Genomic DNA, 26,655 nt, shown 5'->3' with positions numbered 1-26,655 from the left:
TCCTTAATTCTGTGCGGCGACCTTTGCCGCCGTGGGTGTGTATCCGCTGTTGAAATACAGCTCCGTAACGTCGATGAGCGACTGCGCCATGTTCACATACCAGAACTGCCCTTGCGGGGTCAGCTTCACGGTTGTGCCGAACCGCTCCACCAGTTTTCTTTTTTCCCATGAACTTATGAGTGGTTCAAAAACCTCCGTCAGTCTGAAATCCGCCTCTGCGTCAACCATATCTCCTCGGAGATACCCGCAGTCTATCTGGCTGGATATCAGGTTATGAAGCCGCTGACGCTCGTGGTTTCTGCTCATACCCATGATGGGTTTACGCCCGGCTTTCACCATCCCCAGATAGGGTTCCAGCGCCATATGGGTGAAATATCCGTGCTGCTGCGTCCGCCCGCCGGCACCCGCGCCGAATGCGTGCATCATATTGCCCTGCTTGGTCATACGGTTGTAAAGACTTCTGTCTCTTGTATCCCTTACCCAGTGCGCCATTGAGGGCTGCATATAGCCGAGCCTCTGCATAACGGCGTGGGCTTTTATAAAATAGACCGCCTGCTCTGCCGTTGTGGGCGGAGGGGGCAGTTTCTCCTCTTTTATCTTCTCCATAAGTTTGCCGTCGTCGAACACGTTGAGCTGATAAAGAGCCATGCCGTCAACGCCCAGCCTGTCCGCAGTGAGGATATCCTCTATGAAATCCGACTCGCTCTGATATGGCAGTCCGAACATGAGGTCTATAGACACAGCCGCCTCGTTAAGGCTTTTCAGCTTCTCTATCATCCGCATAACTGTATCGCCGTCGTCCACCCTGCCGATGGAGCGGCGCGCCTTCGTATCAAAAGACTGAACGCCGAGGGAAAACCTGTTCACGCCCGCGTTCAGACACGCATCTATCTTCTCGTCGGTAAGCTGATAAGTTCTGGTTTCAAAAGTGAATTCGCAGTCGTTTGCCAGAGGCAGACGTTCCTTTATGGTTTCAAGCATCAGAGATATCTGCTCCGCGCTGAGCGCACCCGGTGTACCGCCGCCGATGTATACGGCATTGATGCTGCCCGACGAGAACATGGGAAGCTGTGCGGAACTCTTTATCTCGTCAGCCAGAGCGCTGCTGAAAGCCTCCATCATGTCCGCCTTCGCCAGATTCTTGAAAAATCCGCAATAGAGGCATCTGGTCTGGCAGAACGGAACGTTCACATACACCAGCTTGTTCACGTCGGATGTCTGCGAACAGGCGCCCATCCACGCTTTTGCCGCCTCTTCGGGAGCCAGAACCTGTCCTTTGCTTCCGGCATGTACCGTGCGTTTTTTGTCATATGCGGACGCGAACCCTGTTGAATCCTCATTACCGAATATCAATCTCTTTTTTTCGGCATCAAGCGCTTCTGCCCAGCTCATTGCCTCACCTTTGCCCTGTTTATCTTTTCAATTATTCCGCAGGCAAATTCCCAGCACTCTCTCTTGTCCATCAGCGTTCTGGGCTTTTTTCTCTCTGCCGCTTCCGCTTCCGGCATACCTATCATTTTGTAAAACTGCTCAATACCTTTTCTGTCCTTTTCAGACATGGCAGAAAAAATCATCTGCCCGTGGAGCATCCCGCATCCGATGACGCTGTCGCCTAGTTTCTGAGCATATTTCTCAAGCATCAGTATTCCGCCGTGGCTTTTGCCCTTGTGCATTATCGGTTCGGTCTTCATGGCTATGCCGAAAAGCGCCGTATTGGTCTGCATCAGGCTTTGCGAATGTTTTTCGATATAATCCTCAAGCTCTTTCAGAAAGCCGTGATTATAAATACCGGAGCCGAGGAGTACGAGATCGTACCCCTCAGCCCCTTCTGAATTTTCCGCATTTTCAAGCCTGACCGCAAAGCCTTCCGCTTCAAGCCTTTCCGCTATCCACTCGGAAATCTGCCGCGTGGAACCGTAACGGGTCGCGTATACTATCTTTACAGTCATATTGTTTCCTTAAAACTCTATTCCGGCTTTCAGCACATAGTGTCTGCCTGGCTCAACCAGAGATTCAGTCGCACCCGCAAGGTAATAGTCTTCATTGTTCAGGTTAAGTGCTTCCGCGGAGAGCGTCATCCTGCGTCCGCTGTCGAAAGTGTATGAACCAGAGACTGACAGGTTGTATGTGTGGAAACCCGCATCGCTTGTGATATCGCCTGCTGAATCTTCAGTTTCGGAAGTTTCCGCATATCTGACATATGCATCCGCGCTAAAATCAATGTTTTTGCCGAAGCTTCTGTTATATTCAACGCCGTATCTTGCATATTTGTCAGGGCTGCCTACTTTTGTGGTGCTGTAGGTACCATAGTCATAATCGCGTTTCAGTATAGTCGCCTCAACATAGGGGCGAAAATCCGCAATAGTGTAGCCTAAAACCAGCTCAAGACCCTTGGTAGTTGCTTCGTCCACGTTGGTGTATAAATTCGCATATCCGCTGGTGGTGGTTGAATCGACAACCTTCTGGGTTGTTATGTAGTCCTTCGCTTTGCTGTAGAACAGTGCAACGTCGGCATCCAGACCGCTTCCCGCATAGCGAACACCCACTTCATAGTTGGTGCTTGTTTCGGAATCAAGATCTTTGTTGGATTTTGTAGGTGTGCTGCTGCCGTGGGTTGTACCCATATAGAGCTGTTGAAGGTTGGGTGTTTTATAGCCTGTGGCAACCTGCGCACGGAACACGGTGTTTTTCACGCCGTTATACATGAGCGAAAGGCTTCCCACTGTGCTGTCTGTATCCGAACTGCCTGGAGTCTGTCCGCTTTTGTTTGTGCTTTCAAGCTCCGTATCCGTTTTGGTGTAACGCAGACCACCCGTCAGGACGAAATCACTGGCAAGCACCTGCTCGTCCTGTACAAAAACAGACCATGAAGACTGGTTTGCGTCGCTTGTGGAATTGGTGTAAGAGGTCGCCATGAAATTGAGTATGCTCTCTTTCGCCTCAAGGTCGTCTTTCATATATTCAACACCTGCGATAAGCAGGTTTGAATCAGTAAAGCTGAAGTTCGCCTGAGCGTTGAAACCCACGGAATCCAGATCGTTCTTTGTGGTGGAAAGATACTGCGTGCTCATGGGTCCCATCATCATGTACATGTTGTTTATGAACTTTTTATAGGTGTTCTGCGTATACGCGTCTATACGAATACGGCTGAGGACGGAGCCTTCGTTGTTCATCTCGAAATACGCCTGAGTTTTATCCCTGTCCCAGTCGGGAAGATCCATCTCCATTTTCATGTCGCCGGCAGTGATGTCAGCATCTTCGTATCCGGTCTTGACCTCGTTGTCAGAGCGATAGACGGTATGCTCGACACCTATGTCGTATTTCTTATTCTTAAACCCTACAACGCCTCTGTAGTTGGTGCTTTCAAACTTTGTATTATCAACCTTGTCGCCGTCAGAGTCCTTGCGGTCGCCCTGATCGGTGCCTGTTGCCTCCATTCTGTAATAGAAACCTTTGTACCCGCCATACAGAGAGAGCGAATTGCTTGTTCCTTCCGTACCGGAATCGTAAGTCGTGGTGAAAGAACCCTGAATTATCCTGTCGCCGCCTTTTTTTGTGATGATATTAATAACACCGCCTATCGCTTCTGATCCGTAAAGAACTGAAGCCGGGCCTTTGATAACTTCAACGCGTTCAATGGAATTTATATCCACCAGCAGAGGCGCACCGTCCATGGATTTCTGTTCGGATATCTTTACTCCGTCTATCATAACAAGCGTTCTTGAAGCGCCCTCACCTCTGAGGCTGAGGCGGAATATACCTGCGGAACCGGTGGACGTAAGCTGAACGCCGGGGATATCTTTAAGAAGATCGGCAAGCGTCATCGCTCCGGATTTTGTTATCTCCTCCTCCGTGATAACGGAAAGGGTCATGGGAACTTCGGCTGCCGTTTTTTCCGTTCTTGTCGCCGTAACGAGAACCTCATTCTGTTTCAGCTGCGTTGTGTCAGCCGCCATAGCGGAAACGGACACCATAAGAGCGCAGAGAAACATTAACAGTTTCTTACCTGTCATACAAAACATCTCCTGTTGGTTTTTTGGAATTCTAAGATTCTCTGAATTATTTACGGACAGCTCTTAAAAAGAGCCGTTAATTGCTTTCGGGATGCGTCATTTTTTTGTTGTCACTGCCGCTATGACCTGTATGTATCCGCACTTCGGACATTTCACTTCAACAGCCCGAACATGCCCTTTCATGAGCAGCCTGCCGCATCTTCGGCACCGGATCTCCTCTGTGAAAAGGGGGATAACCTCGTTAGTGTTTCCTTTCATTCTGTCAGCCTGTAATTTATTGGTATTATAACGCTGAACTGTTCACCCGAACCTTTCTCAAACGGGAAAACAGACCTTATAAGTTTTACCGCCTCGTCATCCAGCAGTCTGAACCCGCTGGACTGAAAAACGGAAGATGCAACCAGCGAACCGTCGGCACCTATCACCGCTTTTATACGGACAACGCCCTCCATACCCTTTCTGCGAGCCATGTATGGGTATTTCTTATTGCTCTCAAGCCTTCCGCCAAGCCTGTTCTGATAACCTGAATAGTCGAAAGCAGGCTGCTGCACAATAGGTTCAACAGGCTTCGGCATGGGAACCTCAACAGGTTTCTGAACAGACACAGCAGGTTTTACAGGTTCCACAGGAACTGCCTCCTGAACCGGAACTTTTACAGGTTCGGCAACAGGAGTTTTAACAGTCTCTTTAACAACAGGTTCTTCAATCGGTCTGACCTGCTGAACTGGTTTCTGCGGAACAGGTGTCGGTTTCTTCACAGGTTCCGGAACAACAGGAACAGACTCCTGAACAACGGGTCTCTGTTTCAGCAGAACCCGCATGATCTCCTCTTTTCTGTCAACCTGTTCCTGAAGGCTGAAAGTACTCAGCCAGAAGTGCAGCCCCAGTGAAAACAGGATGCAGAGAGCATATGCCTTTGCCGAGCTGTACTTTATACCATCCTCATACCGTATTTCCATAATGATACTGATTATCATTATCTCCCGATAGTGTCAATACGAAATATGCGGTTTTTCTGAAGATTGTTCATCCGAACGTTTATCTGTCAGAAACGCCACCGATTCCGCACCGGATTCCTTCGCAATATCCATGACCCTTACTATCTTCCCGAAATCTACGCTTTCGTCAGCGGAAACGTTCACAATCTTCTCGTCCGCTGCAGCAAGTTTTTTGCCGAGCATCATCCTCAAATGTATGTCATCCACAGGATAATCATTCAGATATACACTCCCGTCCGATTTAACAACTACGGTAAGCTCATCCTGTTTCACCTGCTGCGCCGTACTGCTTTCGGGCAGTTTCGTTTTAACCGCGGGAAGGCTGAACACGGAGGTCAGCAGGAAAAAGATCAATAGCAGAAACACCATGTCTATCATCGGTGTCATGTCCGGCGAACTGTCTTTTTTATGGAATATATCAAAGTCTATCATGCATCCGCTCCAGAACCCGCACCATTTCTTCGCCCTTCACTTTCAGATTTACCGCCTTGGTGTGGAGACTCTTTTCAAAAAAGTGGTACACGATGAGCGCGGGGATACCTACGAAAAGCCCTGCTATGGTGGTTAAAAGCGCCTCCCATATGCCGCCTGCAAGGAGCGCCGGATCAACTGCACCCTTATATGCAGCCACGGTGCGGAACGCCGCCGCCATACCCAGAACAGTACCGAACAGCCCCATCATGGGCGCAACACGTCCGATAAGTTCCATAACATGGAGATGCTTGGCAAAGCGCTGGAGTTCCTGAACGCCTCTGTTGGTGACGATATGTTCCATATCGTGCCTGCTCACCTGTGCGTGGCGCAGAGCCTCTGCGAATACGCGTTCGGTTTCGCCTTTCGCACCCTCCAGACATCTCAAAGCATCTTCCGGCTTACCCTCCACGGCAAGATGCACCGCATCCACATAGTTCTGTTTTCTGCCTCTGTTCGCGGTGAAAAACCAGAGCCGTTCCAGAAACACCGCAAGCAGTACCACAGAGCAGACTGCGAGCGGATACATCATTATTCCGCCCTTCTGCATCATATCTGCTATGTCCATCTCTCCTCCTGTAAAATTAGATACTGATTTTCAATATCAATAATATAATTCAATGTCAAGCTTGAGATGTTAAAGACGGGCATGTAAAAATTCTGAAGTTAATGGTATCGGGCGGCACAGGATGCCGCCCTTTATGCTTGTGTCAGACAGCTTTATATTGCGGAATAGGTTCTTCCGCGATCTGCGGTTGTCCGGCATTTCTGCCGTGTGTGAAATAATAGAGAAAGAGGCAAAGAAGGGATATCACAGCCAGCAGGTAATACATTCCTTTATATCCGGTAGCGGGGATCACAAGCCCCAGAATCAGGGGACCCATGCCGACGCCCGCATCCACGAAAGCGTAGAAGGTTGAGTTCGCCAGAGCAAGTCTGTCCGGCGGAGTAAGCTTTACGGCGATGGCAAGTCCGCATGACTGGACAACACCGAAGCCGAAGCCTATAAGCGCCGCAGACGTAAGCACACCCACGGCGCCCTTTGAAGCACCTAAAATACACATCCCCGCCGCAACAGCCACAAAGGACGGGTACATGGAAACATTTTCGCCTTTCGTATCAAAAAGTCTGCCGGTATACGGTCTGGAGACCAGTATCACGACGGAATAGACGACAAAGAACATTGATGCGGCGGTCGTAAGCCCCTGTTGTTTTGCAAAGGGTGTAATGAACGCCATAACACCTGAATAGCAGAAATACATTACCAGACATACGAAGCTGATAGGCAAAGCGGCAAATTCAAAATATGCTGAAAGTCCGCCGCGGGTTTCGGCAGCCGGCTGTTTTTCAGCAACCAGCACTTCGTTATCTCTGCTCATAAACACGACACCGACAACGCTCAACGCGGTGGTGGCGACACAAACGGAAAATATCATATTAAATCCGCCGTGTGCTATGATGAACATACCTATGAACGGACCCACTGCTGATGCCAGAGTGATACTGAGCAGGTAATAACCCAGTCCTTCGCCCCTGCGCTCGGCGGGTATCATTCCTGCCACCATGGTTCCGACAGCAGTTGCCGACGCTCCGTAAGCTATACCATGTATCAGCCGCACTGCATAAAGCACATAAAGGTTACTGCTTATGAAATAGAGCAGAACGCTGCCGAAACAGACAAGCGAACCATAAAAAAGCAGATTCCATCTGCCTGTGATGTTCATCCATTTTCCGCAGGACATTCTGGATATCAGCGCGCCGATAACGAAAAGTCCGGCGGCAAGTCCGCCCTCGCCGATTGAGCCTCCTAATGACTCTGTAACATACAGTGTCATCACCATCATTGGGATAAAGTAACAGAGCATCAGAAGGAAATTTACCGACGCTCCTAAGATAAAGTCTTTGGTAAAGACTTTCTGAGAATTCATACTGCGCATTGCTCCTTAACTATCATAACAGGCACTTTCGCGTGCTGAACAACGGCATGGCTGACGCTGCCCAGATATTCTTTGATACCTGTCAAACCGCGGCTGCCCATTATGATAATGTCACTTTCAGTCTTTTCCGCCTGTTCAAGTATGGCATAGGAAGGAGACATTCCGGCTATCATCATGAACTTCTGACGACCCCTGAAATTGTTCAGGATTGTGAGCGCATTGGTCTCTATGTCCAGATCCTGATCGTAAAAATCCGAAAGCTCCGCCGAAGGCGCGCCGACAACAACATGAATCGCCATTATCTCGGCACCGCAGGTATCGGCAAGAGCAATCGCCCTTCTCAAAGAAAGGTCAGCCGCCGCGGAACCGTCATAAGCAACCAGTATTCTTTTACACCACATGGTCAGTCCCCCTTGTGTTTTGCAATAATATAACATCTGTCATTAATAATTTGAAATACATATTTTATCATGATAATATAACTTTTAAGCTATTAGGAGGTATCATATGGAATACATTCAGCTCAGATATTTCCTTACTGTTGCGGAGTACGAAAACATCACCCATGCGGCGAACGAACTGAATATCAGCCAGCCTTCGCTCAGCAAGACCATTTCCAGACTGGAAGAAAATCTTGGTGTCGAACTTTTCGAGCGCAAGGGCAAGAGGATAATGCTGAACGAATTCGGCAGGATGTTTGAAAAGAGGGTGCGCAGGATATTCGTTGAGATGGAGCAGGCACAGAGGGAGCTTACCGACATGGCGAAGCTCCGGAAGAACAGGATAACCATCGGTTCCACAGTTGCGCGGATAATGCCGAAACTTCTCACCGGATTTTTGGGGGTTCATCCGAACATTCTGTTCAACCTGATACAGATAACAAGCCATGAGAAGATACTGAAAAGCCTTCTTGACGGAGAGATTGACCTCAGCGTTTCCATACTGCCCATTGACGAAGCGGGTGTGGAATGTCACAGGCAGGCTTCCGACGAGATACTCATAGCCGTTTCAAAAAACCACCGACTTGCAGGGAAAGGTTCCGCCAGTCTGCTTGAAATAGCGGATGAACCGCTGGTCTATCACTCAAACGAAACAGGACTGCGCAGGATAACAGACTCGTTCCTGAAAAAGATGAAGATAAGCCCGAAAATAGCTTTCGAGTGTACGACACCCGATATAATATGCGAGCTTGCCGGAAAAGGTTTCGGTAATACTCTTATCCCTGCCTCATGGCTGGACACTGTGGATGTTTCGTCTTTGTCGTGCCTGCATATAAACGATTTCAAATGCGAACGGGGGATCTGGCTGTCATGGGTGACAGACAGATATATGCCTCCTTCTGCGGAGGAATTCATCAACCATGCGAAAACCTATTTTGCAAAGGGCTACAGTCTGAAATAACCTTAAAAATTGGTACCCTCTGATTTCAGCTATCTGGACCTTTTAATAAAGCTGTTTATTGAGCAAAATTAATCAGAACAGCTCAGCAAAAGGGAGGAGGGATGATATCACGGGTACTGACTGCCAAAACATGGACACCATGGGTAACAGGTGCGCTTACGGGTTTGCTTGCCGCACTTTGCTGTGTTTACGGTAAAACCGTTCTCGGAGCTTCCGGAGGTTTCATAACCGCTGCAAGCTTCGCAGGCAAATATCTGAACATGCCATGGCAGGATCTTCTTTATTTTAAATTTGTTAAACCGCCCGTGATATCCTTCCAGCTTATCCAGTTTACAGGAATGATACTGGGTTCTTTCACTGCGGCATATCTGTCGTCCGATTTCAAACTGCGGCTCACTCCCGATGAGGGTATGCGCGGACGTTCGCGCTCTGACATAATTAAAAGATGGCTGACGATATTCTTCTGCGGGATACTTGTAGAGTTCGGCGCCAGCATTGCGGGCGGGTGTACAAGCGGGCTTGGCATCTCCGGCATAATCCAGCAGTCACCGGCAGGCTTTCTATTTTTTGCAGCCGCGTTTGCAGCCGCAGTTCCCACCGCTTTAATAATGAAAAGGCTGAGGTGATCTGTATGCTTTTACCGCTTATAATAGGCTTTATTTTCGGTTTTCTGCTTCAGAGAACAGGGCTTGGTCACAGCTATAAGGTCATCGGGCAATTTACTTTCAGGGACAACACCATGCTGAAATTCATGGTGTCCGCTATAGCCTTCGGAATGATAACAATATCTCTCTTCGCCGATGAAAACATGCTATCAGCATCTTCAATGCCGGACACTTATGCACTCGGCAACATAATAGGAGGCGCGATACTGGGCATAGGAATGGCAATTGCAGGGGTCTGCCCAGGCACGCTCATAACCGGAATAGGGCAGGGCAATATAGATTATCTTGTTCCCGGAGTTCTGGGATTTCTTACAGGCGGGGTTTTGTTCGGTTACTCCTTTAATCCGTATTTCCTGAAACTGAGTGCGATAGGATTCAGCAAAGGTCTCACATTGGAACAGCTCACAGGTGCCGGACACTGGATGTTCTCCGTCGAGATGTTAATAATAGCCGCATCCGCGTTTCTCATCACAAGGAAATTTGATATATGAGAACAATTCTTCTTATCCTTTTACTTGCAATATGCACTGAAAGCATCTCATATTCCTCGCCGGAACAGGTCAACCGTAATAATAAGGCTTCTATATCGGCACCGGAGCTTTCAGCGATGATGGGAAAGTCTTCAAAATTTGTTTATTACGACCTGCGGACATATCTGGAATACTCTATTGTTCACATCCCAAAATCAATTAATCTCCCTATGCAGTATCTCAAAAACAGAATGGACGAAATAAACGGACATAACGAAATAGTGCTGCTTGCCAATGACGAAAAAGAGGCGGCTCTTGCCTCACAGATGATAAAAAGCAGATATCCCGGCAAAACCGTACGTTTCTTAAGCGGCGGAATAAATTCATGGATAAACGCAGGATACCCTATTCAGAACGAGATACCCCACGGATGCTGATAAGCGCATCACAAAATCTGTCGACCTCTTCAAAACCATTATACATCCCGAAGCTGATACGCACCATTCCCGGACGTCTCAGATTTCCGTCAGTAAGGTTTAAAGCGATATCGGACAATGAGATGTTCAGAAGTTTCTGAACATATGGCTGGGCGCAGAAACAACCGCTGCGTACATCTATACCCGCTGTCGCCGAAAGGGCGGTCGCAAGATCGGCATGAAATATATCTTTGTAATTGAAACTTATCACACCGATTCCTTTTCTGTCTGAATAAAGGCGCACGCCGTCAATCCGTTCAAGTCTGTCCAGCGCGTAATCTGTCAGCGCAGACTCGTGGGCATAGATACTCGCCAGACCTTCGGAGGAAAGCGTTTTCATTGCCGCACCAAGTGCAACCACACCCATCAGGTTAGGAGTTCCTGCCTCAAATTTTGCCGGAGAAACGCCCCACAACACGCTGTTTTTTGTAACAATATCAACTGTGCCGCCGCCCGCCATAAACGGGAAAGCGGTTTCAAAAGTTCCGGTTCTGCCTACAAGCACTCCGGTTCCGAACGGCGCATAAAGCTTATGGGCTGAAAAAGCGAGATAATCTATATCGTCCGCGGTCATATCAATAACCTTATGCGGTGCAAGCTGTGCCGCGTCAACGCAAAGCTCCGCATCATAATCGTGGACAATGGCAGATATCTCTCTGAGCGGATTGGTGAAGCCTGTAACATTGGAAGCCCCTGTTACAGACACCATGGCAGTATCGCCTCTGTGTTTTTTAAGCAGATATTCCAGACTGTTCAGGTCAAGCCTGCCCGCTCTGTCGGTCATAGCATGTACGACATTGAAACGTCTGCGCCACGGCAGATCATTTGAATGATGTTCCATCTCCGTTACGATAACGGTCTTTTTATTCGTGGGGATAGTATTAGCAAGTAAATTGAGGCTTTCGGTGGTGTTCTTTGTAAAAAGGGCGGTATGCGTGTTTTCATCGGCGCCCATGAAGCGCAGAACATCCGCTCTGGTCTGTTCGTAAACGCCGGAGCAATGATCCGCACGTCTGCCTGAGCCTCTGTGGACAGAGGAATAGCAGCAGGCGAAATCCCGCACGGCATCCATAACGCTCACAAGAGGAGGCGTTGTGGCGGCATTATCAAAATTTATACTGTTGACATCATTGCCGCAGCCTACGACAAGATGTCTGAATGAAACATTATTATCTTTGCTCATATATAAACTTTATTATAACTCATCAAAAAGACACAGTACCAGATGAAAAATACGGAAAGGGACAAGAATGTAAAAAAACAGGATGTCTGCCACGAACATCCTGTTTTCTATGGAGGCTAAAACCCTTTGTCTCATGCGACGGAAACTCGGGTCATAGTTGTTTTATATTATGGGAATAAAATACATTTTAAACATAAATATTAAAAGTACCAGAATCTTAATAAAGTAAGGTACCAAAAACAAAAACAGGGCGGAATCTTCCGCCCTGCATAAATGGAGGTCGTCTCGTTTACGCGTTACCTACAGGATCGTTTTATCCTACGCATAGACGATGAGAAAAGTATTGTTTATTTATTTCCGAATGCAAATTTGTAAGTTACATAGTACCTTGTGTCGTTATAATCTTCGCCGCCGTCAACTTTGATATCGGCATATCTGGCTCTTACTCCGAAACCGTCAAGGGCGCCGGAGAATGCATACTGCACGCTGTAGTCCATTTCAGACATGTCCTGACCTGTTGATGAGGGAACATCATAGTCGGCATAGAACACATATGCACTGAGACCTTTAACGCCGAGTTTGCCGAAGTCGTAGCCTACTTTCAGAGCTTTTGCTTTCTCTTCAGCTCTGCCTGCTGCAAGTATCTGCTGGATTATAGCCTTTTCATCACCCCATGGAGCAACTATGCCGTCGTCGCCTGTTTTCGCATAGAAAGCAGTAACGTCGAATCCGAGGGTTTTGATACCGCCGCTGATACCGTACTGATGAGTGTCAAGATCGCCGTTCAGTTCATCACCCTGAGATTTCTGCCACAGAACAGAGGGTTTGGCATAAAGAGTAAAACCATTGAAATCTTTTGACAGAGCTACTTTGAAGAATGTCTGGTTATAGACATCATCCATTGTGTAGTACCATCCCTGAACGTTTGTTTTAACAGCTTCAACGGGAACGTTGTATGAAGCGCCGAGTATGATCATTGCTTTTTCGTCATCAATAGTTGATGCGCCGCCGGGTTCGTTTGCCACAGCTTCTGAAAGAGAGATGAAATGATCGTCGCTCCATCCCATTGAATCTGTGATGTAGTACGCGGACAGGGTAAGGTTGTCAACGCTGTTGTTTATAACTGACAGACCTTTATAGGTTCTGGGGAGCATACGCAGGTCATGCACTTCCATAAAGGGTGTGCGGATTTCCTGAGCACCGTATTTCACTACCGTATCAAAATACTCACCCTGAATGTAGTATTCCTGCATACGGCTGAAGCTCTGGTGATCGCCGTTGTCATCTTTCTGAAGCGTGCCGTATACGGTATGGTGGTCGTTGCTGTCAACGTCGTTAACGGTACCGAAAGCAGTACCGAAAGAGATACCTTTCAGGGGTGCGGTTTTGTAATAAAGAAGTCCGCCCACTGCCATATCGCCTCTTGTGCTTGTGCTGCCTTCAAAGTCCCTTGTAAAATCCAGAAATCTTATGTCGCCTCTCACAGAACCCTGTGTGAACATGTCTTTTACGTTATCAGCGGCAAAAGCTGTAAATGTAAGCAGCATTGCCGGAATTAACGCTGTAAGTATTCTTTTCATATTATCTCCTTATGTCTTAACCGAGCATGAGCATCGTAAGGTCTAAAACGCCCTTGAAATACTCTGTTTTCACATGTTTTTCCGCTTCCTCATAAAACATGGGGAACCAGTTGCCGATGTGTTTGCCGACGAAGTTTTCAAGACATCCGGTCAGTCTGTCATATTCTTCCGTATTTCCGCAGTTAAGGGCATTCACCTTCAGAAGTGCAAGAAAACCTGCAAACTCAAGCAATATGCCGATATAGTCCTGACGGTTTTTAAGGTCTGAATATCCGCAGTAACCTTCGTCCAGATAAAGCTGTGTCAGCTCAGAAAAGAGCTGTGTACCTTTGTCGCCGACATAAAGAGCCTCATACGGAGCTTTGGGACCGTATTCGGGAGAAACCCCCCGGAAAAGCTTAGTCCAGTCTCTTTTAAGATCGAGAAGCGACTCGCTCTCTTCTCCCGCCACGGTATCCTTTGCATAATCTGTTATCTTTCTGAAACACTCCCTGACATCTTCATCGCAGATTCCCTCAATGTCGATATTGCGCATTGCGGCAACGCAGTTCTGGTCGGGATTGATGTTATAAAAAGCAGCCAGAAGAGTGAAAACTTCCGCTTCGTTCTCTGCCGCTATTGTCTTTGTTTCAAGTACACTGCTCATGTAAACCTCCGGTTCAGTAATGTGCGGCGGTTGTCACCGCCGCACCGTGATTCATCAGTCGATGTAAAAAACCCTCGGTTTTGTGCCTTTTTCGGGCATATAGGGTTTCGGTTTGAATTTCTTGAACATCTTGGAAACTTCGCTTTCCGGATCGTCCAGATCACCGAATATTCTTGCCACGCCTGCACATGTTGCAACACAGGCAGGGGGAAGACCTTTTTCGCGTCTGGGTGCGCAGAAAGTACATTTGTCAACAGTGTTGACAACGTGCTCTTTCATCCTCTCAGCTTCATACTGGTTCTGTTTGCCGACTTCGCTCCAGTATGTAGGAGTTTCCTCGCTGTTGAAATATCTTGCGCCGTAAGGGCATGCTTCCATACACATCTGGCATCCGATACATTCGGAAGCTGTAACCTGAACTGTTCCGTCCGCAAGCTTTTTGGAAGCCTTTGTGGGGCATACCTTAACGCAGGGTGCGTTGTCGCAGTGGTTGCATATCAGGGGCATGTATTCCATATGAGCGTTGGGGAACTTACCTTTCTCAATGGAAAGCGTCTTTGTCCAGAACGTTCCCGGAGGCGTTGCATTTGCGACTTTACATGCTACCGTGCATCCCTGACAGGCATAGCATCTTCTTTTGTCTATGATCATTGCGTATCTCATTGCATCCTCCCGTTACGCTTTGTAGATTCTGACCGGAACCGAGTTTGAAACACCGATAGCCACAGCGCAGCAGTCGGATATTTTCGCGTTGGTCAGTTTGTTGTACATCGGATATGAAGCAGCTTTTTTGCCGAGACTGTCCACAAGACGTCCCAAAGCACCGGCAACTCCCACAACATCCGGGAAGATAAGCTCGGTAACGTGTACCTCGCCTTTGATCTTTCCGTTCTCGGATTCGACCCAGATAGTGTCTCCCTCTTTAATGCCTTTCTCTTTGGCAGTCTTTGTGTTTATGGAGAGCTTACCGTATGTGGGGTCAAAAGTTCCGCTCGCTTCGTTCAGATAGGGCATCTGGTCATTACCGCCGATCCTCATGGGAGAGGTTGGGGTCTTCCAGTTAATGGAGATCATGTCATATTTGTCGCCCTTCTTAACTTCGGTGAGTTTTTTAGGACGCCATTTGATGACCGCTTCATAGTATTGAAGCTGATCTTCCATATCGAAGTCGGGAATATAGACTTTGTCTTTGTATTCGGTGAAGAACTTACGCAGTCCGTCCCCAGATTTTTTAAGACGCTCGAAGTAGATAGGGTGTCTTGTTTCGCCTTTTTTGAACCATGAAGAGTTGTATGCATCCGCAGCAGCAAGATCCATTACCAGCATACCCTCTTTCTTCATATCTTCCAGCGACTTGTGGAAATATGCGCGAACGCCTTTATCCCAGATTTCTCTGATGGTGTAGCGTTTGCCGGGAACAAGTTTGTCCTTGTCTTCAAGCTGCGCGAAGGTAATTTCGCCGAGCATTACGCCTGTTTTGTTGACGTTGGCGTTGAAGTCGTCGATCATACCGATGCGTTCGCAAAGTTCGATGATGATATCCTGAGGCTGTCTGGAGTTATAGACAGGCGTGAAGGGTTCTCTGTACATCATAACTTTTTTGGTAACTGTTTCTTTTGTATAAACGTCGAACGCGCCTTCGTAGCAGTTTACGGATTCTTTTTCAAGGAGCGCGTGGCAGGGCAGCAGTACGTTTGACATATGCGCCATTTCATCATAGTGATAAGCCACTGTAGCCGTGAACGGAATCTTAGCCACTGAATCGGCAACCATGTAAGGCTCTGTTGTACTTGCGATGGGGTTACTGCCCACAACAAGGAGAGCGTCTATTTCATACTCCAGACCGTATTTTTTAGGGTCTGCCGCAACTCTGTATGCCAGTGTAGGCAGAGTGTGCTTGTGCGGGAAATATTCGGAAAGGTTGACGTGCTGGGGCGGATACACGGGGTCTCTGTAGCGTGCTTCGCCTTTGGGAGCAACAACACCGTCCTGATCGGGGCTGAGGTACGGTCCGCGCTGAGTTCCGAGCATACCGCCGGGTACGTCGATGGAGCCCACCAGCATGTTCATGATTTTAGTCATAAGGTCAGCGGGAACGCCGTCTCTCATGTTTTTGATACCGCGTTTTCCTTCGCAGACAGATGTTCTTTTCGGCAGAACAAGTTTTTCGCCCTTGCCGTTGACCATCTCGATTGTTTCACCGATACTTGCATTGTCGATGAAGTCCTTTGCGATCTCGCGTATCTTTTTCGCGGGGATACCTGATATTTTAGAAGCCCATTCGGGAGTGTTAGTTTTGAATCCCTTTTTAACAAGAACAAATGAAGCGGTGGTTTTGACACCGTTGACCATGACGTTCTCTGCGTAGATATCAGGGTTTTTAAGAGTTTTATCGTCAAAAGATTTGATTTTGCCGTCGGCAGCGTCGCGTATCTGCGGTTTGCCGTCTTTTCCTCTTGCATAGTAGCCGTCGGGTCCTATCAGATAGGGGCTGTTTGTGCGCCATGCAAGGAAATCAAAGTCAAGTTTTTTAACTTCATACATCATACTGTGGATAACACCCATCATGAACGCCAGCTCTCCGCCGGGTCTGATCGGTACCCACTCTGTTTTGGATGCGTCGGGACCGCAGTGGGGGTCGACACATACAACTTTGATATCTTTTTCGTATACTATTCTGTCAAGGAGACCTCTTACGCCGCCGTCGGAAGATGCGATACCCATGCCGAGGTTCATGCCCATTGCAAGGATATATTTCGCATAAGTCGCGTCGGGTTTAACACCGGGGAAAACACCGTGAACAAGGTCGGAAGCATAGTGAAGAACGCAGAGAGTTCCGTTACTTTTAATATAGTTGGGTGTGCCATACGCACCGGCAAAGTAAAACATGAAAGTACAGAAGAAATCCATATCGCCGAAGCCAACCTGATAAATGAAACGTCTGGGGTCTCTCTCGCGAACCTTCTTAAGAACACCCGCAGTGGTGCTCATCGCCTCTTCCCATGATATTTCAACCCACATAGGATCTTCTGAAAGACCTTTCTTCGGGTTGGTTCTTTTCATGGGTGCTTTTACCCTGTAGGGGTTGTAAAGGTTCTGGATGATAGACTGACCTTTCGCGCAGAGTGCGCCTTTGCTTGTGGGAGTATTGGGGTTACCCATGATCTCCACAACCACACCGTTTTTAACTTTGTAAAGGTTAGGGCATGTACCTCTCATACACATACGGCAGTGTCCAAAGTGCCACCCGTCTTTAAGAAGCTGTTCGGTTCTGTCCTTTGCCGCCGCTTCGGCCGCATGTGCAGGGCTGAGATTGATGCCCATCATCGATGCGGCACCGGCAATACCGGCAGCCTTTAAAACAGATCTTCTGCTAAGTGTAATCTGTCTCATTAATGCACCTCATTATAGAATTAAAAGAACCAGCTGTTTCTGACGGAAATATCGCAGATAAACACTGAGGTAAAAAGGTCCAGAAAATGAAATTAACCAGCGCCCAGAACACAAGATAAAAACAGTCTTTTTAAAGAACAATTCAAACAGAGTTTAATTAAAAAAATGTAATATATAAGCCAATTATACCGTTATGCAAAATCTGAAAGCTCGCATATAAACAATGTGTTTTTTGTAAGATAATTTTGATATCCAAGATGCTTTTTTGTCAGACTGGTCTCTATGTTTATGTCTCAACTAGTCCCTTTACAATAACGTATGCAGAGCAATATAATAACGATATACACAATTATTATGATTCAAACATAGTATTGACACAACAAGGGGTTGACAAAATGCTGTTTAGCTGGAAACCGGATACAAACCTGAAATCACCGATTTATATGCAGCTTGCTGATTATTTCAGAGCGAAAATAAAAATGGGCGATCTGAAAAACGGAACGAAACTGCCAGGCAGAGAGACACTTATGGACTCGCTGAACGTCAGCAAAACAACGCTGATATCTGCTTTTTCACAACTTCAGAGAGAAGGGCTTCTCACCTCTCACCCGAAATCAGGCTATTTCATCAACTATAACCTTGAAAACGGAAGAGTGAACTGGAACGACTACACCCGCATGGCAAGACACAAAACCAGCGTATATGAATACAGGCACTGGGGTGAATCCGACGGACTGACAAATTTCAGCCTCAGCAGCGATTTTCATATGGAAAAATATCTTGTGGACGCAATGCGGGGAGCTTCCGAAAGGATAAGTGCAGGCAAAACAGCACCGGAGCTGACAAAATACGGACTGACTTCACTGCGGGAATCCATCAGAAAACACTTGGAAAAACTGGGTATAAAAACTAAGGCAGAGAACATTCTGATCTCTTCCGAAACCATACAGAGACTTTTCTATGTTTACGAATCACTCCTTAACGCAAACTCGAACTTTCTTTATGAGAACACCAATATAATAAACACCATATCAAACATTCATTCAATCGGTATGAACATGATACCCGTTAAGATGGACAAACACGGGATGTCCGCCGTTGAGCTTGAAAAGAAGCTTATAAAATGCAAATGCTGCCCGATAGTTCATGTTGATCCGACGGATCAGGCACCAACAGGCGTTGTAATGAGCAAACGTCGCCGGCAGGAGATCATGAACATTATACAGAAATACCGTGTTCCGCTGGTCGAGATAGACCATTCAAGCAACATATGGCACGACAGACCGGCGCTCAACCCGCTGAAATCCATTGACAGAAACGATAACATAATCTATTTGGGCAGCCTGCTGAAATGCCACCCTTATGATTTTCAGCTTTCGTGGATAGTGGCAGACAGGTTCATTATCGAACATCTTAGCAACGTGTTCATACAGACAGGAGTGAAACCGAACTTTACAATGCAGCTTCTTGCCGATGAAATGATAAAAAGCGGAAATATCTATAAAATGACAGAGGACATCAGCGCTTTTATACGCAGCAGAAAGGAGCTGACCCTTGCCCTGTGCGAAAAACACCTGAAAAGCAGAGGCTTCTGGATTGAAAAAAACTGTAATTTCCACTTCTGGCTGGATTTTCCCGATGTAAATTTTAAAAACATCTTCTCCAAAAGGGAACTCATAACAAACGTCTACCCAGGCTACTTCTTCGACAAGAACGACACAAGCCACATTCTTCTGTGCCCTGCGTCAATTCAGGAACAGGACATCGAAAAAACCATCATCCGGCTGAGAGACCTGGTAAATGAAAATTACCGCGGATGAATCCTGAGAAAATACGCCGCAGCAGCACCTGCCAGCAGCACGGGAACAAGTGAGTAGGAAGCCATCTCCCAACCTGCCTTTTCCGCTATGGCGCCGAAGAGGAATGGTCCAAGACACATGCCGAGATACTGACCGAATGCAACGATAGACATACCTACCCCTGCCGCTTTCGGGTCTTTAACTATCTCCGGCACAGCCGAAAAGGTCGCAGGCGCTATCATCCCCGCCGCAGAACCAACAAGAAACAGACAGATGGGAATAAGAACGCCGCTGACGTGATACGGTATAACTATCGTAAGGCTCAGGGCAAGAAAACTAAAGAAAAGAACCCCTCTGTAGAACCTGAACTTATGTATAAGAACTCCTGCCGCTGGAGCTGTCACTAATGAAGATATCAGGAAAAAGCTTGTGATGGCGGATGCGCGCTCTTTTGAGTATCCGAACTCCGATTCAAGATAAACCGGAGTGAAGGAGCATACAGCAATGACCATTATATTAAAAATCATAAATATCAGAGCGAGTATCCATACTCCGGGCGTAAGGTAAACGTCCTTTATACTGACATGATGCTCCCCGCCTGCATAATAGTGGGGCGCCTCATCTATACGCGGCATACGGAAAGGGTACACCATAAGAACAAGTATGAACGCAGTATATATAGTTGTCATTCCCCATACGGATTTCCAGCCAAGCCAGCCGTTAAGGAGCGGCGCAACAAGCAGCATCACTATACTGCCAAGCGCAACCCATGTAGACCAGATTCCCATAGGCATCCCGCGTTTTTCTGGCGGAAACCAGGCCGCTATCACCGCGGGCGCAACAACGGATATCAGACACATGCCTATTCCCTCTATAACTCTGCTGGTAAGCATAGACGAGGTGTTTTCCGCAAACCAGCCTATGAACGAACCAACGAAAAGGGATGCAACCGCCACTATGCCCGAAAGTTTTAACCCCATTCGACCGACAATGTAGCCGGACGGCAGAGAGATAAATATACCAACAAGAGCAAAGACAGACATCATAAGCCCTGCCTTTGAAAGATCGATGCCCAGTTCCGCCATCAGTATTGTCATTACAGGGGGAACTTTAAACTGATTCAAAGGCGCGGATATACTTGCCAGATATATGGTGGCAAGTATTATCAGCGGGAAGCTGAATTTATTTTTAACATTTTATCCCCACATAGAACTAAGAAGGAAGATTTGTGTATCGGTATTATAGTTATATTTAATTATTTGTCCAGAATTCTGCTGTGCGGGGCAGTATAAATTTGCCAATACCCGCAAACATGTAATATATTATTCACCGGATTTGGAAAAAAGACAAGGAGGCATGTTTTGTCCATAGAAAAAGTGAAAGAATACTTCGCCGGATTCGGAATTGAAGACCGTATTCAGGAATTCAGTGTTTCAAGCGCAACTGTTGAACTTGCCGCAGCAGCCCTTAACTGTGAACCGGAGCGGATAGCAAAAACGCTCTCTTTTTCAACACCGGAAGGAGCTGTTCTTGTTGTTATGGCAGGCGACGCAAGGGTGGATAACCCTAAATTCAAAGCTCAGTTCAACACAAAGGCAAAGATGCTCTCCCCTGACGAAGCTCTCGCACAGATAGGACATGCTGTGGGCGGAGTCTGCCCGTTTGCAGTGAAAGATGGCGTAAAGGTGTATCTGGATGAATCTCTTAAGCGTTTCAAAACTGTCTTCCCTGCCTGCGGAAGCAGCAACAGCGGTATTGAGCTGTCTATCGCCGAACTCGAAAAATATTCGGACGCATCAGCGTGGGTAAACGTAGGCAAATTCTGAACCGAGGGTTCAATAGATAACACAGCGCCTGCCGTCTATCTCCCGTATATCCATAGGTATGTTGTAAACATCGGAGACACAGCCGCTTTTAAGCTCGGAGCTTCTGCAGAAAACAGCCTGTTTCCCTCCGTCGAGAAGTAATACACTGTCGGCATACCTCAGGGCAAGGTTCAGATCATGTATCACCACAAGGGTCGCCAGCCCCGACTCCCGCGTAAGCTGTCTGGTTGTCTCCATTATATCTATCTGATTCTTAACGTCCAGATGATTAACCGGCTCATCAAGTATCAGCACGAACGTCTCCTGAACCAGCGCACGGGCTATCAGAACCTTTTGAAGCTCACCGCCGGAAAGCTCCGTTACGTTGCGTTCAAGCAGGTGGTCTATCCCAAGACGGAACGCTACGTCTGAAACCAGCTCTCTGTCATCTGCGGACGGGTACCAGCTGATATAAGGCTTCCTGCCGAGCAGAACGGCATCGGAAACCGAGCTTGAAACGGCGTGCGTTATCTGCGGCAGATACGCAACAACCTTAGCCCGCGCTCTCGGCACGAGGGACATAAGATCTGTTTTCATAAACTGCACACTGCCGTCTGAAGGATTTATAAGTCCGGTAATTACTTTCATCAGTGTGGATTTTCCCGCACCGTTGGGACCTATCACAGCACAAAGTTCACCGGAGCCGACGGAAAAACCGATACCATCGAGTATCTTTCTGCCGTTCTTCAGACTGTATGAAATACCTTTTACATCAAGCATTTTTTAAAGACCTCCTCAGCAGAAGACCGAGAAACACAGGAACCCCCGCAAAGCTGGTTATCACTCCGACAGGAAGCGCCACTGGATATATAACAGCCTGTGCGGCTATATCCGCAGTAAGCAGAAGAACGCCGCCGAGAATCCCCGAAGCAGGAATAAGAAACCCGTGCCCCGCCTGACGAAAAACAAGACGCACCATATGAGGAGCAATCAGACCGATGAAACCTATCACACCGTAAAAAGCTGTTGCAAATGCCGCCATCACCGCAGTGACCAGAAGTGAAAGCACTCGAACACGCTTCACGTTCACCCCAAGCCCTGCCGCATATGACTCACCCCATGCAACTGCATTGTAGTCCCAGCTATACTTCAGAACAAACAAAACACCGATAAAGCACACGCCAGCCATGGAAAAAGCCTCCGTCCAGCCACCCTTTCCAAGGTCGCCGAACGTCCAGAAAACCGCCGCCGCAAGCTGGCTGTCTGTGGAAAAATACTGCAAAAGCATCGTACATGCGCTAAAGAACGACGACACAGCAACACCTGCAAGTATAAGTCCCTGCGGTGTCATACCCCTCACGAATGAGAACAGCAATATCACCGCCGACGCTGTGAGTGAACCCGCAAAAGCTCCTGCCGCAACATACCCCAGATTTCCAAGCACCACGCCGGAACCGTTATACTGGGTGCTTCCCGCACCTAGAACTATTATCGAGAATGCCGCTCCGAACGCCGCTCCCTGTGAAAAGCCCAGTGTAAAAGAGGACGCCAGCGGGTTATTCAGTACATTCTGAAGAATAACACCGCAGACAGCAAGGGTCATTCCCGTGAAAACAGCCGCAGTTATCCGCGGAAGTCTAAGGTGGTATATAAAATATTCAAGATCAGCATCCTTTCCGCTCAGAAACAGAGCCGAAAGGGTATCGCCCCATGAACTTTCACCCGCACCTCTGTGCAGTCCGACAAGGGCGGCGGCAAAAAGAAGCGCCGCCATTACTGCGAAAAAAAGGATCTCTTTCCTCATTTATCAAGAGGTTCCAGTTTTAAACCATCTGCTGAGAGAACAACCCTGCGGTATCCGCCGGAATCCTTCTCAAACTGTCTGTAAAGAGCAGTACCGTCCAGCATCTCAAATATTTTATCCGCTTCTGAAGCGGGGTCAAGAGAGGCATACTTTTCGGGGTATGCCGCTTTCGCAACCATAAAGGAGTTCGCGAGCATGACTTCCGGGTTTACGAAATATGCCGTATTCGGCAGTAAAAGGAACACCTTGCCGTTTTTGAATGCTGGCAGTTTGCTGAAAAGGACGGGATCGTCTCTGTACTGCTTTTGCAGTATCGCAAGCCCTTCGCCGTCAAGAAATACCATCTGCGGCGAAAGGCTGATAACGAACTCTTTATTCACGAATATCTGGCTGTTCCTGCCCGCCTTGGCGCCCAGATTGTTGACCTTTGCAATATTAAAAGGCAGAAAATTGCCTGAGGTGCTGTCTATTCCCTGAAAACCCTTGTATGCAATCCCGCCGACATAGGCGGAAACCTTATGTGCAGGCTCAGTATTAAGCCGACTTATTATATTGCCGATATATGCGTTAACCTCTGCGGCTCTTTTCTGCCTGCCAAGCACTTCGCCTGTGAGGGAAATGGAACGCATATAGGTTTTAAGATCGAATGACTTACCGCCATAGCCCACTGCGACAACCGGAATACGAATCTTCCTCTGGAGGTTGTCCGGAATGGTCTTGTCGTCCGTGTTTATGAAAATGACATCGGGCTTGTGGCTGATAATGGCTTCCGCGTTGAAACTCTGGACGGGACCGCCTTTGCCCACTAAAGGCAGATTCTTAACCAGTTCCATGTTCGCATAGATATACGGTTTCGGAAAATTAGCCCGCTTATCAATATCCTCAACCGCTACCGCCAGATTCTGCGCTTTCATGTATGTCACAAAGGTCATACTGCTGCCCAGAGCTATCAGCCTGTCAACTTTTTCAGGCACAGTCACCTTCCGTCCGAGAACATCAGTTATGTTTTTTGCATTAGCCGATACCGCGACAAGAAGCACCAGCACTAAAACTGTTAAACGTGCCATACGATTACCTCTATGCGGTATTTTGTTCTGTCTATGTATTCGCCGCTTTCGTTTCTGAACTGCTCAACGTATCCGCGGATATACTCTTCATCCAGCGGTACATTGTATGTTGAAAGCATGTCGTAAGTGTTTTTGACCATTTCTTCAAGAGTGCGCGCAACAACCCATTCGCCGTCCATCGTTTCCGCAGAATAGCCGTATCCGTTCTTTTCAAGCCATGACTTCATGTTTAATGAGTCGCTGAAATCCCTCTGAGTGATGCCGAATTTCCCATAAAGTCCGTTCAGAACTGCGGAATCCATCTTTCCCGCAAAGCCCATGTAAGCCACATGCCCGCATGAACAGTCAGTCACTTTCAGCCTAGCCTCGTCGGACTGTATGGCAGGAGTCATAGAGCAGAAGACAACATCATATTTTCTGTCGGTCGAAAATTCTTTCCAGTCCGTATGAACCGTCAAAATATTGCCCACACCGTTGGCTTTCGCATCCTCCTTCAGAATACGGAGCATTTCCCCTGAAATATCCGTAGCAGTTACGCTCTTCGCCTCTTTTGCGATGCGGATGGTGTACATACCGCTTCCGCAGCCCACATCAAGAACGTCCGCATCTTTGAAAACGACGCCCATGCGTTTCATTTTACCGAGCATCCCCGCTTCGTAATTATCCTCTTTATCCTCATATCTGGGAAAGGTCTGCGCCTTGTTATCCCAGAAGTTAGTCTGCTGATCTTTTGTTAAAGTATCCATTTTACGCTTACCCCCATGTTAATTCCGAGCGCGGGATATCCCCACGACTCCTCGTAATCCGTGTCTGTTATGTTGTCTGCATAAAGCTCAAGCGTAACCTGTTTCGTGAGTTTATGTTTCAGACTGGCGTCAACGGTTATATAGCTGTCCAGTGTAGCGACATCTGTTGTATTGATTGCATATTCCCGCTCGCCGACATATGTCACTCCCGTATCAATCCATGTTTTTTCGGTTATTTTCCAGCTAAGTCCTGCCTGTGCCTTGTAATCGGGTATATAGTCCACCCTGTCAAGGTTGCCGTCGGGGTCTGCGGGGTCGTCATCTTTCTTCGTTTTCTGATAAGTCACGCCGAAATTTCCCGACACCTTTTTTGTAATATCATGGGCTCCGGAAAGGGTTACACCGAGGAATTCTGCCTGAGCGTTATATGCCGCCCATGACGTCTTTTTTGATGTAAGCGAAACGGGAACCGCCTTGTGCATAATGTAGTCATCAACATCGTAGTAATATGCGGATAACTGAACGAACTCGTTGCGTGAAAAACTGTGTCTGTATGCAGCATCAATAGCGTTTGCCTTTTCAGGTTTAAGCGCGCCTTCAAGATACGATATCTGTCCCGCGTTGGACTGTGAATTCCAGTAAACTTCCGGAAGCGTGGGAGTTCTGTAGTTCTGATAAACAAAGACCGATACTTTGTCCGAAGGGGTAATAGAATAGGTTGCACCGAGTTTGGGTGTGACGGCTGAATCGGTGAAATCAGCATCCTCAACATCGGAATCAAATCTGTCGTATCTGGCTCCGAAATTTAAACTCAATCTGTCAGTCACACTGTAAGTGTCGGAGATAAAAACACCGTCCGTACGCGCATCGTTACCGCCGGAATCTGACATATTGCCTGTCCAGCCGTTCTGAACGGCAGAGTTGTAATTCGTATCGACATATTTCACATCTATGCCGCCGGATTTCAGATGTTTCTGTTCAGCTCCGGCAACAACCAGATGTCTGCCTTTCGTTATCTCGGTTTTAAGTTTAAAGCCGTAACTTCTGTCGACCTCTATATCTCTGTCCAGAACAAGGTCGCCGTCGGATGTCAGCGTCGGGTCGAAAGTGTCCAAGGCACTGGTCTGGGCAAGCAGTCTTGATTCCACGTCCGCATAGTTCTTTTCACGTCTGTCTTCAATGTTTTTATAAGCGGATGCCTCAATGTACACATCATTGCCGATGAACTGGGAATATTTCACATCGAGAAGCTGCCTGACCTTGCTCCAGTATGCTCCGTCGCCTATGACGGTCATGGATGGGGTAGGGGTTCCGCCGGCAAAAGTTTCGCCGCTTGAAAGGGGATAATCATCATAAATCTTTGTATTATAACCTGCAAGAGTAGGGTCTGAATCGCCTGTAGGAACACCGTCTGCGCGGTTGGAGCGTATCAGCCCGCGCCTTGTTTTTGTATAGTTATATCCGAACACAAACTCGCCGCCGTCCCATGGTGTCTGCACATAGAGTTTCGGTGCGATATGGAAAGATTCATAATCGTTGTTGAGCAGGTACTCTTCCGCCTGCTGGTGGCTGATACCCAGACTTATTCCCACAGCACCGAACTGCTGTGCGTATGAACCGCGGATATTGTGGAAATCGTCAGCGTTGTCCCAGCCGCCCAGCGTGCCGTAAAGACTGAGGGCGGGATTTGCGGACGGATGCGCAGTATAGGCGTTTATAACACCGCCGAGGGCGCTGTTGCCGTATTCGGCGGAACTGCCGCCTTTGATTATCTCAATGCGGTCTATGCTGTCCAGCGGGATAGTGCCGAAATCTATGTAATTGCCGCCCACGTTTCCGGTGGAGCTTATGTTTCTGCCGTCAAGATTGAGAAGTATCCTCTTGCTTTCCATGCCTCGGATTGAAAGAACGTCGCCGCTGTCGCCGAACGACGCTTTACGCTTCATGGATATCTCAGGGTCTTTTGCAACAAAATCAGCGATGTTGTTGCTCCGGTTCTTTTCGACAACCTTTGCTTCTGTCTTGTCCAGAGTGTTCACCGCGCCGGAATAAGCCGTATCCTCCACAGTGATGGTATCCAGGTAATAAGTATCCTGCATCAGACTGTCCGCCGCCGCCGTTGCGGCGATCATGACCATTACGCAGGTCAACAATTTTTTCATAACTCCTCCTCTTTCCGTTCACGGAATTAAACAACCGTA

Annotated in this window: 26 protein-coding genes; 6 read left to right on the top strand and 20 right to left on the bottom strand. The window is 47.7% G+C overall.

Annotated elements, in window-relative coordinates:
- Positions 1 to 3: 3 nt before the first annotated feature.
- The 9 genes from hutW to LRY47_RS06150 form a co-directional block, all read right to left on the bottom strand.
- Positions 4 to 1,392, bottom strand: coding sequence for a heme anaerobic degradation radical SAM methyltransferase ChuW/HutW (hutW, locus tag LRY47_RS06190; RefSeq protein WP_295223494.1), 1,389 nt, complete (start codon positions 1,390 to 1,392; stop codon positions 4 to 6).
- Positions 1,389 to 1,949 (bottom strand): flavodoxin domain-containing protein, encoded by a 561-nt coding sequence (locus tag LRY47_RS06185; protein ID WP_295223493.1) that lies wholly within the window; start codon positions 1,947 to 1,949, stop codon positions 1,389 to 1,391. Before LRY47_RS06185 ends, hutW begins: the two co-directional genes overlap by 4 nt.
- A 9-nt stretch (positions 1,950 to 1,958) precedes the next feature.
- On the bottom strand, positions 1,959 to 4,013 hold the full coding sequence (locus LRY47_RS06180) for a TonB-dependent receptor (RefSeq protein WP_295223492.1): 2,055 nt from the start codon (positions 4,011 to 4,013) through the stop codon (positions 1,959 to 1,961).
- A 96-nt stretch (positions 4,014 to 4,109) separates the two neighbouring features.
- Positions 4,110 to 4,271 carry a Com family DNA-binding transcriptional regulator gene (locus tag LRY47_RS06175; RefSeq protein WP_295223490.1) on the bottom strand — a complete coding sequence of 54 codons (162 nt, stop codon included), beginning with the start codon at positions 4,269 to 4,271 and terminating at the stop codon, positions 4,110 to 4,112.
- Positions 4,268 to 4,972, bottom strand: coding sequence for an energy transducer TonB (locus tag LRY47_RS06170; RefSeq protein WP_295223489.1), 705 nt, complete (start codon positions 4,970 to 4,972; stop codon positions 4,268 to 4,270). The genes LRY47_RS06175 and LRY47_RS06170 overlap by 4 nt, the downstream gene beginning before the upstream one ends.
- 33 nt (positions 4,973 to 5,005) lie before the next feature.
- A complete protein-coding gene (locus LRY47_RS06165) occupies positions 5,006 to 5,443 on the bottom strand; it encodes a biopolymer transporter ExbD (protein ID WP_295223488.1) in 438 nt (145 codons plus the stop codon).
- Positions 5,430 to 6,050 carry a MotA/TolQ/ExbB proton channel family protein gene (locus LRY47_RS06160; protein ID WP_295223486.1) on the bottom strand — a complete coding sequence of 207 codons (621 nt, stop codon included), beginning with the start codon at positions 6,048 to 6,050 and terminating at the stop codon, positions 5,430 to 5,432. Before LRY47_RS06160 ends, LRY47_RS06165 begins: the two co-directional genes overlap by 14 nt.
- Positions 6,051 to 6,192: 142 nt before the next feature.
- Positions 6,193 to 7,410 (bottom strand): MFS transporter, encoded by a 1,218-nt coding sequence (locus LRY47_RS06155; RefSeq protein ID WP_295223484.1) that lies wholly within the window; start codon positions 7,408 to 7,410, stop codon positions 6,193 to 6,195.
- Complete coding sequence (locus tag LRY47_RS06150) at positions 7,407 to 7,820, bottom strand: universal stress protein (RefSeq protein ID WP_295223483.1); 414 nt, start codon at positions 7,818 to 7,820, stop codon at positions 7,407 to 7,409. Before LRY47_RS06150 ends, LRY47_RS06155 begins: the two co-directional genes overlap by 4 nt.
- Before the next feature lie 106 nt (positions 7,821 to 7,926).
- Here LRY47_RS06150 and LRY47_RS06145 point away from each other — a divergent pair, with 106 nt between their 5' ends.
- From LRY47_RS06145 to LRY47_RS06130, 4 genes are all read left to right on the top strand, one after another.
- Entirely contained in the window at positions 7,927 to 8,820 is an 894-nt protein-coding gene (locus LRY47_RS06145) for a LysR family transcriptional regulator (protein WP_295223481.1), read from the top strand.
- 101 nt (positions 8,821 to 8,921) lie between these two features.
- Positions 8,922 to 9,446, top strand: coding sequence for a YeeE/YedE thiosulfate transporter family protein (locus tag LRY47_RS06140; RefSeq protein WP_295223479.1), 525 nt, complete (start codon positions 8,922 to 8,924; stop codon positions 9,444 to 9,446).
- 5 nt (positions 9,447 to 9,451) lie between these two features.
- The gene (locus LRY47_RS06135; protein WP_295223478.1) at positions 9,452 to 9,976 is read left to right on the top strand and encodes a YeeE/YedE thiosulfate transporter family protein; all 525 of its coding nucleotides are present in this window, start codon (positions 9,452 to 9,454) and stop codon (positions 9,974 to 9,976) included.
- Positions 9,973 to 10,392, top strand: a complete 420-nt coding sequence (locus tag LRY47_RS06130) for a rhodanese-like domain-containing protein (RefSeq protein ID WP_295223477.1) — start codon at positions 9,973 to 9,975, stop codon at positions 10,390 to 10,392. Before LRY47_RS06135 ends, LRY47_RS06130 begins: the two co-directional genes overlap by 4 nt.
- On the opposite strand, the gene LRY47_RS06125 is transcribed toward LRY47_RS06130, so the two are convergent.
- The 5 genes from LRY47_RS06125 to LRY47_RS06105 all read right to left on the bottom strand — a co-directional run bounded on the left by LRY47_RS06125 (position 10,361) and on the right by LRY47_RS06105 (position 17,233).
- On the bottom strand, positions 10,361 to 11,614 hold the full coding sequence (locus LRY47_RS06125; protein ID WP_295223476.1) for an aminotransferase class V-fold PLP-dependent enzyme: 1,254 nt from the start codon (positions 11,612 to 11,614) through the stop codon (positions 10,361 to 10,363). The genes LRY47_RS06130 and LRY47_RS06125 overlap by 32 nt on opposite strands.
- Before the next feature lie 347 nt (positions 11,615 to 11,961).
- On the bottom strand, positions 11,962 to 13,194 hold the full coding sequence (locus tag LRY47_RS06120; RefSeq protein WP_295223475.1) for an OprD family outer membrane porin: 1,233 nt from the start codon (positions 13,192 to 13,194) through the stop codon (positions 11,962 to 11,964).
- A gap of 16 nt (positions 13,195 to 13,210) precedes the next feature.
- Positions 13,211 to 13,840, bottom strand: a complete 630-nt coding sequence (locus tag LRY47_RS06115) for a molecular chaperone TorD family protein (RefSeq protein WP_295223474.1) — start codon at positions 13,838 to 13,840, stop codon at positions 13,211 to 13,213.
- A 54-nt stretch (positions 13,841 to 13,894) separates the two neighbouring features.
- Complete coding sequence (locus LRY47_RS06110; protein WP_295223473.1) at positions 13,895 to 14,503, bottom strand: 4Fe-4S dicluster domain-containing protein; 609 nt, start codon at positions 14,501 to 14,503, stop codon at positions 13,895 to 13,897.
- Between the two features lie 12 nt (positions 14,504 to 14,515).
- Positions 14,516 to 17,233, bottom strand: a complete 2,718-nt coding sequence (locus LRY47_RS06105) for a molybdopterin-dependent oxidoreductase (protein WP_295223472.1) — start codon at positions 17,231 to 17,233, stop codon at positions 14,516 to 14,518.
- 395 nt (positions 17,234 to 17,628) lie between these two features.
- Here LRY47_RS06105 and LRY47_RS06100 point away from each other — a divergent pair, with 395 nt between their 5' ends.
- Positions 17,629 to 19,053 (top strand): PLP-dependent aminotransferase family protein, encoded by a 1,425-nt coding sequence (locus LRY47_RS06100; RefSeq protein WP_295223471.1) that lies wholly within the window; start codon positions 17,629 to 17,631, stop codon positions 19,051 to 19,053.
- Here the strand turns inward: LRY47_RS06100 and LRY47_RS06095 are convergent.
- Positions 19,041 to 20,168, bottom strand: coding sequence for an MFS transporter (locus tag LRY47_RS06095; protein ID WP_295223530.1), 1,128 nt, complete (start codon positions 20,166 to 20,168; stop codon positions 19,041 to 19,043). The genes LRY47_RS06100 and LRY47_RS06095 overlap by 13 nt on opposite strands.
- Before the next feature lie 225 nt (positions 20,169 to 20,393).
- Here LRY47_RS06095 and LRY47_RS06090 point away from each other — a divergent pair, with 225 nt between their 5' ends.
- Positions 20,394 to 20,858 carry a YbaK/EbsC family protein gene (locus LRY47_RS06090; protein WP_295223470.1) on the top strand — a complete coding sequence of 155 codons (465 nt, stop codon included), beginning with the start codon at positions 20,394 to 20,396 and terminating at the stop codon, positions 20,856 to 20,858.
- Positions 20,859 to 20,867: 9 nt separating this feature from the next.
- On the opposite strand, the gene LRY47_RS06085 is transcribed toward LRY47_RS06090, so the two are convergent.
- The 5 genes from LRY47_RS06085 to LRY47_RS06065 are packed head-to-tail and all read right to left on the bottom strand — an operon-like array spanning position 20,868 to position 26,616.
- Positions 20,868 to 21,617 (bottom strand): ABC transporter ATP-binding protein, encoded by a 750-nt coding sequence (locus LRY47_RS06085; protein ID WP_295223469.1) that lies wholly within the window; start codon positions 21,615 to 21,617, stop codon positions 20,868 to 20,870.
- A complete protein-coding gene (locus tag LRY47_RS06080) occupies positions 21,610 to 22,641 on the bottom strand; it encodes an iron ABC transporter permease (RefSeq protein WP_295223468.1) in 1,032 nt (343 codons plus the stop codon). The genes LRY47_RS06085 and LRY47_RS06080 overlap by 8 nt, the downstream gene beginning before the upstream one ends.
- Positions 22,638 to 23,708, bottom strand: coding sequence for an ABC transporter substrate-binding protein (locus tag LRY47_RS06075; protein WP_295223466.1), 1,071 nt, complete (start codon positions 23,706 to 23,708; stop codon positions 22,638 to 22,640). The genes LRY47_RS06080 and LRY47_RS06075 overlap by 4 nt, the downstream gene beginning before the upstream one ends.
- Positions 23,696 to 24,454 (bottom strand): class I SAM-dependent methyltransferase, encoded by a 759-nt coding sequence (locus LRY47_RS06070; RefSeq protein ID WP_295223464.1) that lies wholly within the window; start codon positions 24,452 to 24,454, stop codon positions 23,696 to 23,698. The genes LRY47_RS06075 and LRY47_RS06070 overlap by 13 nt, the downstream gene beginning before the upstream one ends.
- Positions 24,442 to 26,616 carry a TonB-dependent receptor gene (locus tag LRY47_RS06065; protein WP_295223463.1) on the bottom strand — a complete coding sequence of 725 codons (2,175 nt, stop codon included), beginning with the start codon at positions 26,614 to 26,616 and terminating at the stop codon, positions 24,442 to 24,444. The genes LRY47_RS06070 and LRY47_RS06065 overlap by 13 nt, the downstream gene beginning before the upstream one ends.
- Positions 26,617 to 26,655 lie beyond the last annotated feature (39 nt).

Source organism: Seleniivibrio sp., assembly GCF_021209385.1.
Taxonomy (GTDB): domain Bacteria; phylum Chrysiogenota; class Deferribacteres; order Deferribacterales; family Geovibrionaceae; genus Seleniivibrio.
Note: the sequence above shows the minus strand (reverse complement) of the source record. Positions and strands in the feature narration are given on the sequence as shown.

What these genes read in the sequence shown, in the direction of transcription:
- LRY47_RS06085 (WP_295223469.1), bottom strand. Translation starts at nt 21,617, where the DNA reads ATGCTTGATGTAAAAGGTATTTCATACAGTCTGAAGAACGGCAGAAAG.
- LRY47_RS06080 (WP_295223468.1), bottom strand. Translation starts at nt 22,641, where the DNA reads ATGAGGAAAGAGATCCTTTTTTTCGCAGTAATGGCGGCGCTTCTTTTT.
- LRY47_RS06110 (WP_295223473.1), bottom strand. Translation starts at nt 14,503, where the DNA reads ATGAGATACGCAATGATCATAGACAAAAGAAGATGCTATGCCTGTCAG.
- LRY47_RS06160 (WP_295223486.1), bottom strand. Translation starts at nt 6,050, where the DNA reads ATGGACATAGCAGATATGATGCAGAAGGGCGGAATAATGATGTATCCG.
- LRY47_RS06175 (WP_295223490.1), bottom strand. Translation starts at nt 4,271, where the DNA reads ATGAAAGGAAACACTAACGAGGTTATCCCCCTTTTCACAGAGGAGATC.
- LRY47_RS06120 (WP_295223475.1), bottom strand. Translation starts at nt 13,194, where the DNA reads ATGAAAAGAATACTTACAGCGTTAATTCCGGCAATGCTGCTTACATTT.
- LRY47_RS06135 (WP_295223478.1), top strand. Translation starts at nt 9,452, where the DNA reads ATGCTTTTACCGCTTATAATAGGCTTTATTTTCGGTTTTCTGCTTCAG.
- LRY47_RS06150 (WP_295223483.1), bottom strand. Translation starts at nt 7,820, where the DNA reads ATGTGGTGTAAAAGAATACTGGTTGCTTATGACGGTTCCGCGGCGGCT.
- LRY47_RS06105 (WP_295223472.1), bottom strand. Translation starts at nt 17,233, where the DNA reads ATGAGACAGATTACACTTAGCAGAAGATCTGTTTTAAAGGCTGCCGGT.
- LRY47_RS06140 (WP_295223479.1), top strand. Translation starts at nt 8,922, where the DNA reads ATGATATCACGGGTACTGACTGCCAAAACATGGACACCATGGGTAACA.
- LRY47_RS06070 (WP_295223464.1), bottom strand. Translation starts at nt 24,454, where the DNA reads ATGGATACTTTAACAAAAGATCAGCAGACTAACTTCTGGGATAACAAG.
- LRY47_RS06185 (WP_295223493.1), bottom strand. Translation starts at nt 1,949, where the DNA reads ATGACTGTAAAGATAGTATACGCGACCCGTTACGGTTCCACGCGGCAG.
- LRY47_RS06145 (WP_295223481.1), top strand. Translation starts at nt 7,927, where the DNA reads ATGGAATACATTCAGCTCAGATATTTCCTTACTGTTGCGGAGTACGAA.
- LRY47_RS06065 (WP_295223463.1), bottom strand. Translation starts at nt 26,616, where the DNA reads ATGAAAAAATTGTTGACCTGCGTAATGGTCATGATCGCCGCAACGGCG.
- LRY47_RS06115 (WP_295223474.1), bottom strand. Translation starts at nt 13,840, where the DNA reads ATGAGCAGTGTACTTGAAACAAAGACAATAGCGGCAGAGAACGAAGCG.
- LRY47_RS06165 (WP_295223488.1), bottom strand. Translation starts at nt 5,443, where the DNA reads ATGATAGACTTTGATATATTCCATAAAAAAGACAGTTCGCCGGACATG.
- LRY47_RS06125 (WP_295223476.1), bottom strand. Translation starts at nt 11,614, where the DNA reads ATGAGCAAAGATAATAATGTTTCATTCAGACATCTTGTCGTAGGCTGC.
- LRY47_RS06170 (WP_295223489.1), bottom strand. Translation starts at nt 4,972, where the DNA reads ATGGAAATACGGTATGAGGATGGTATAAAGTACAGCTCGGCAAAGGCA.
- LRY47_RS06075 (WP_295223466.1), bottom strand. Translation starts at nt 23,708, where the DNA reads ATGGCACGTTTAACAGTTTTAGTGCTGGTGCTTCTTGTCGCGGTATCG.
- hutW (WP_295223494.1), bottom strand. Translation starts at nt 1,392, where the DNA reads ATGAGCTGGGCAGAAGCGCTTGATGCCGAAAAAAAGAGATTGATATTC.
- LRY47_RS06180 (WP_295223492.1), bottom strand. Translation starts at nt 4,013, where the DNA reads ATGACAGGTAAGAAACTGTTAATGTTTCTCTGCGCTCTTATGGTGTCC.
- LRY47_RS06155 (WP_295223484.1), bottom strand. Translation starts at nt 7,410, where the DNA reads ATGAATTCTCAGAAAGTCTTTACCAAAGACTTTATCTTAGGAGCGTCG.
- LRY47_RS06130 (WP_295223477.1), top strand. Translation starts at nt 9,973, where the DNA reads ATGAGAACAATTCTTCTTATCCTTTTACTTGCAATATGCACTGAAAGC.
- LRY47_RS06100 (WP_295223471.1), top strand. Translation starts at nt 17,629, where the DNA reads ATGCTGTTTAGCTGGAAACCGGATACAAACCTGAAATCACCGATTTAT.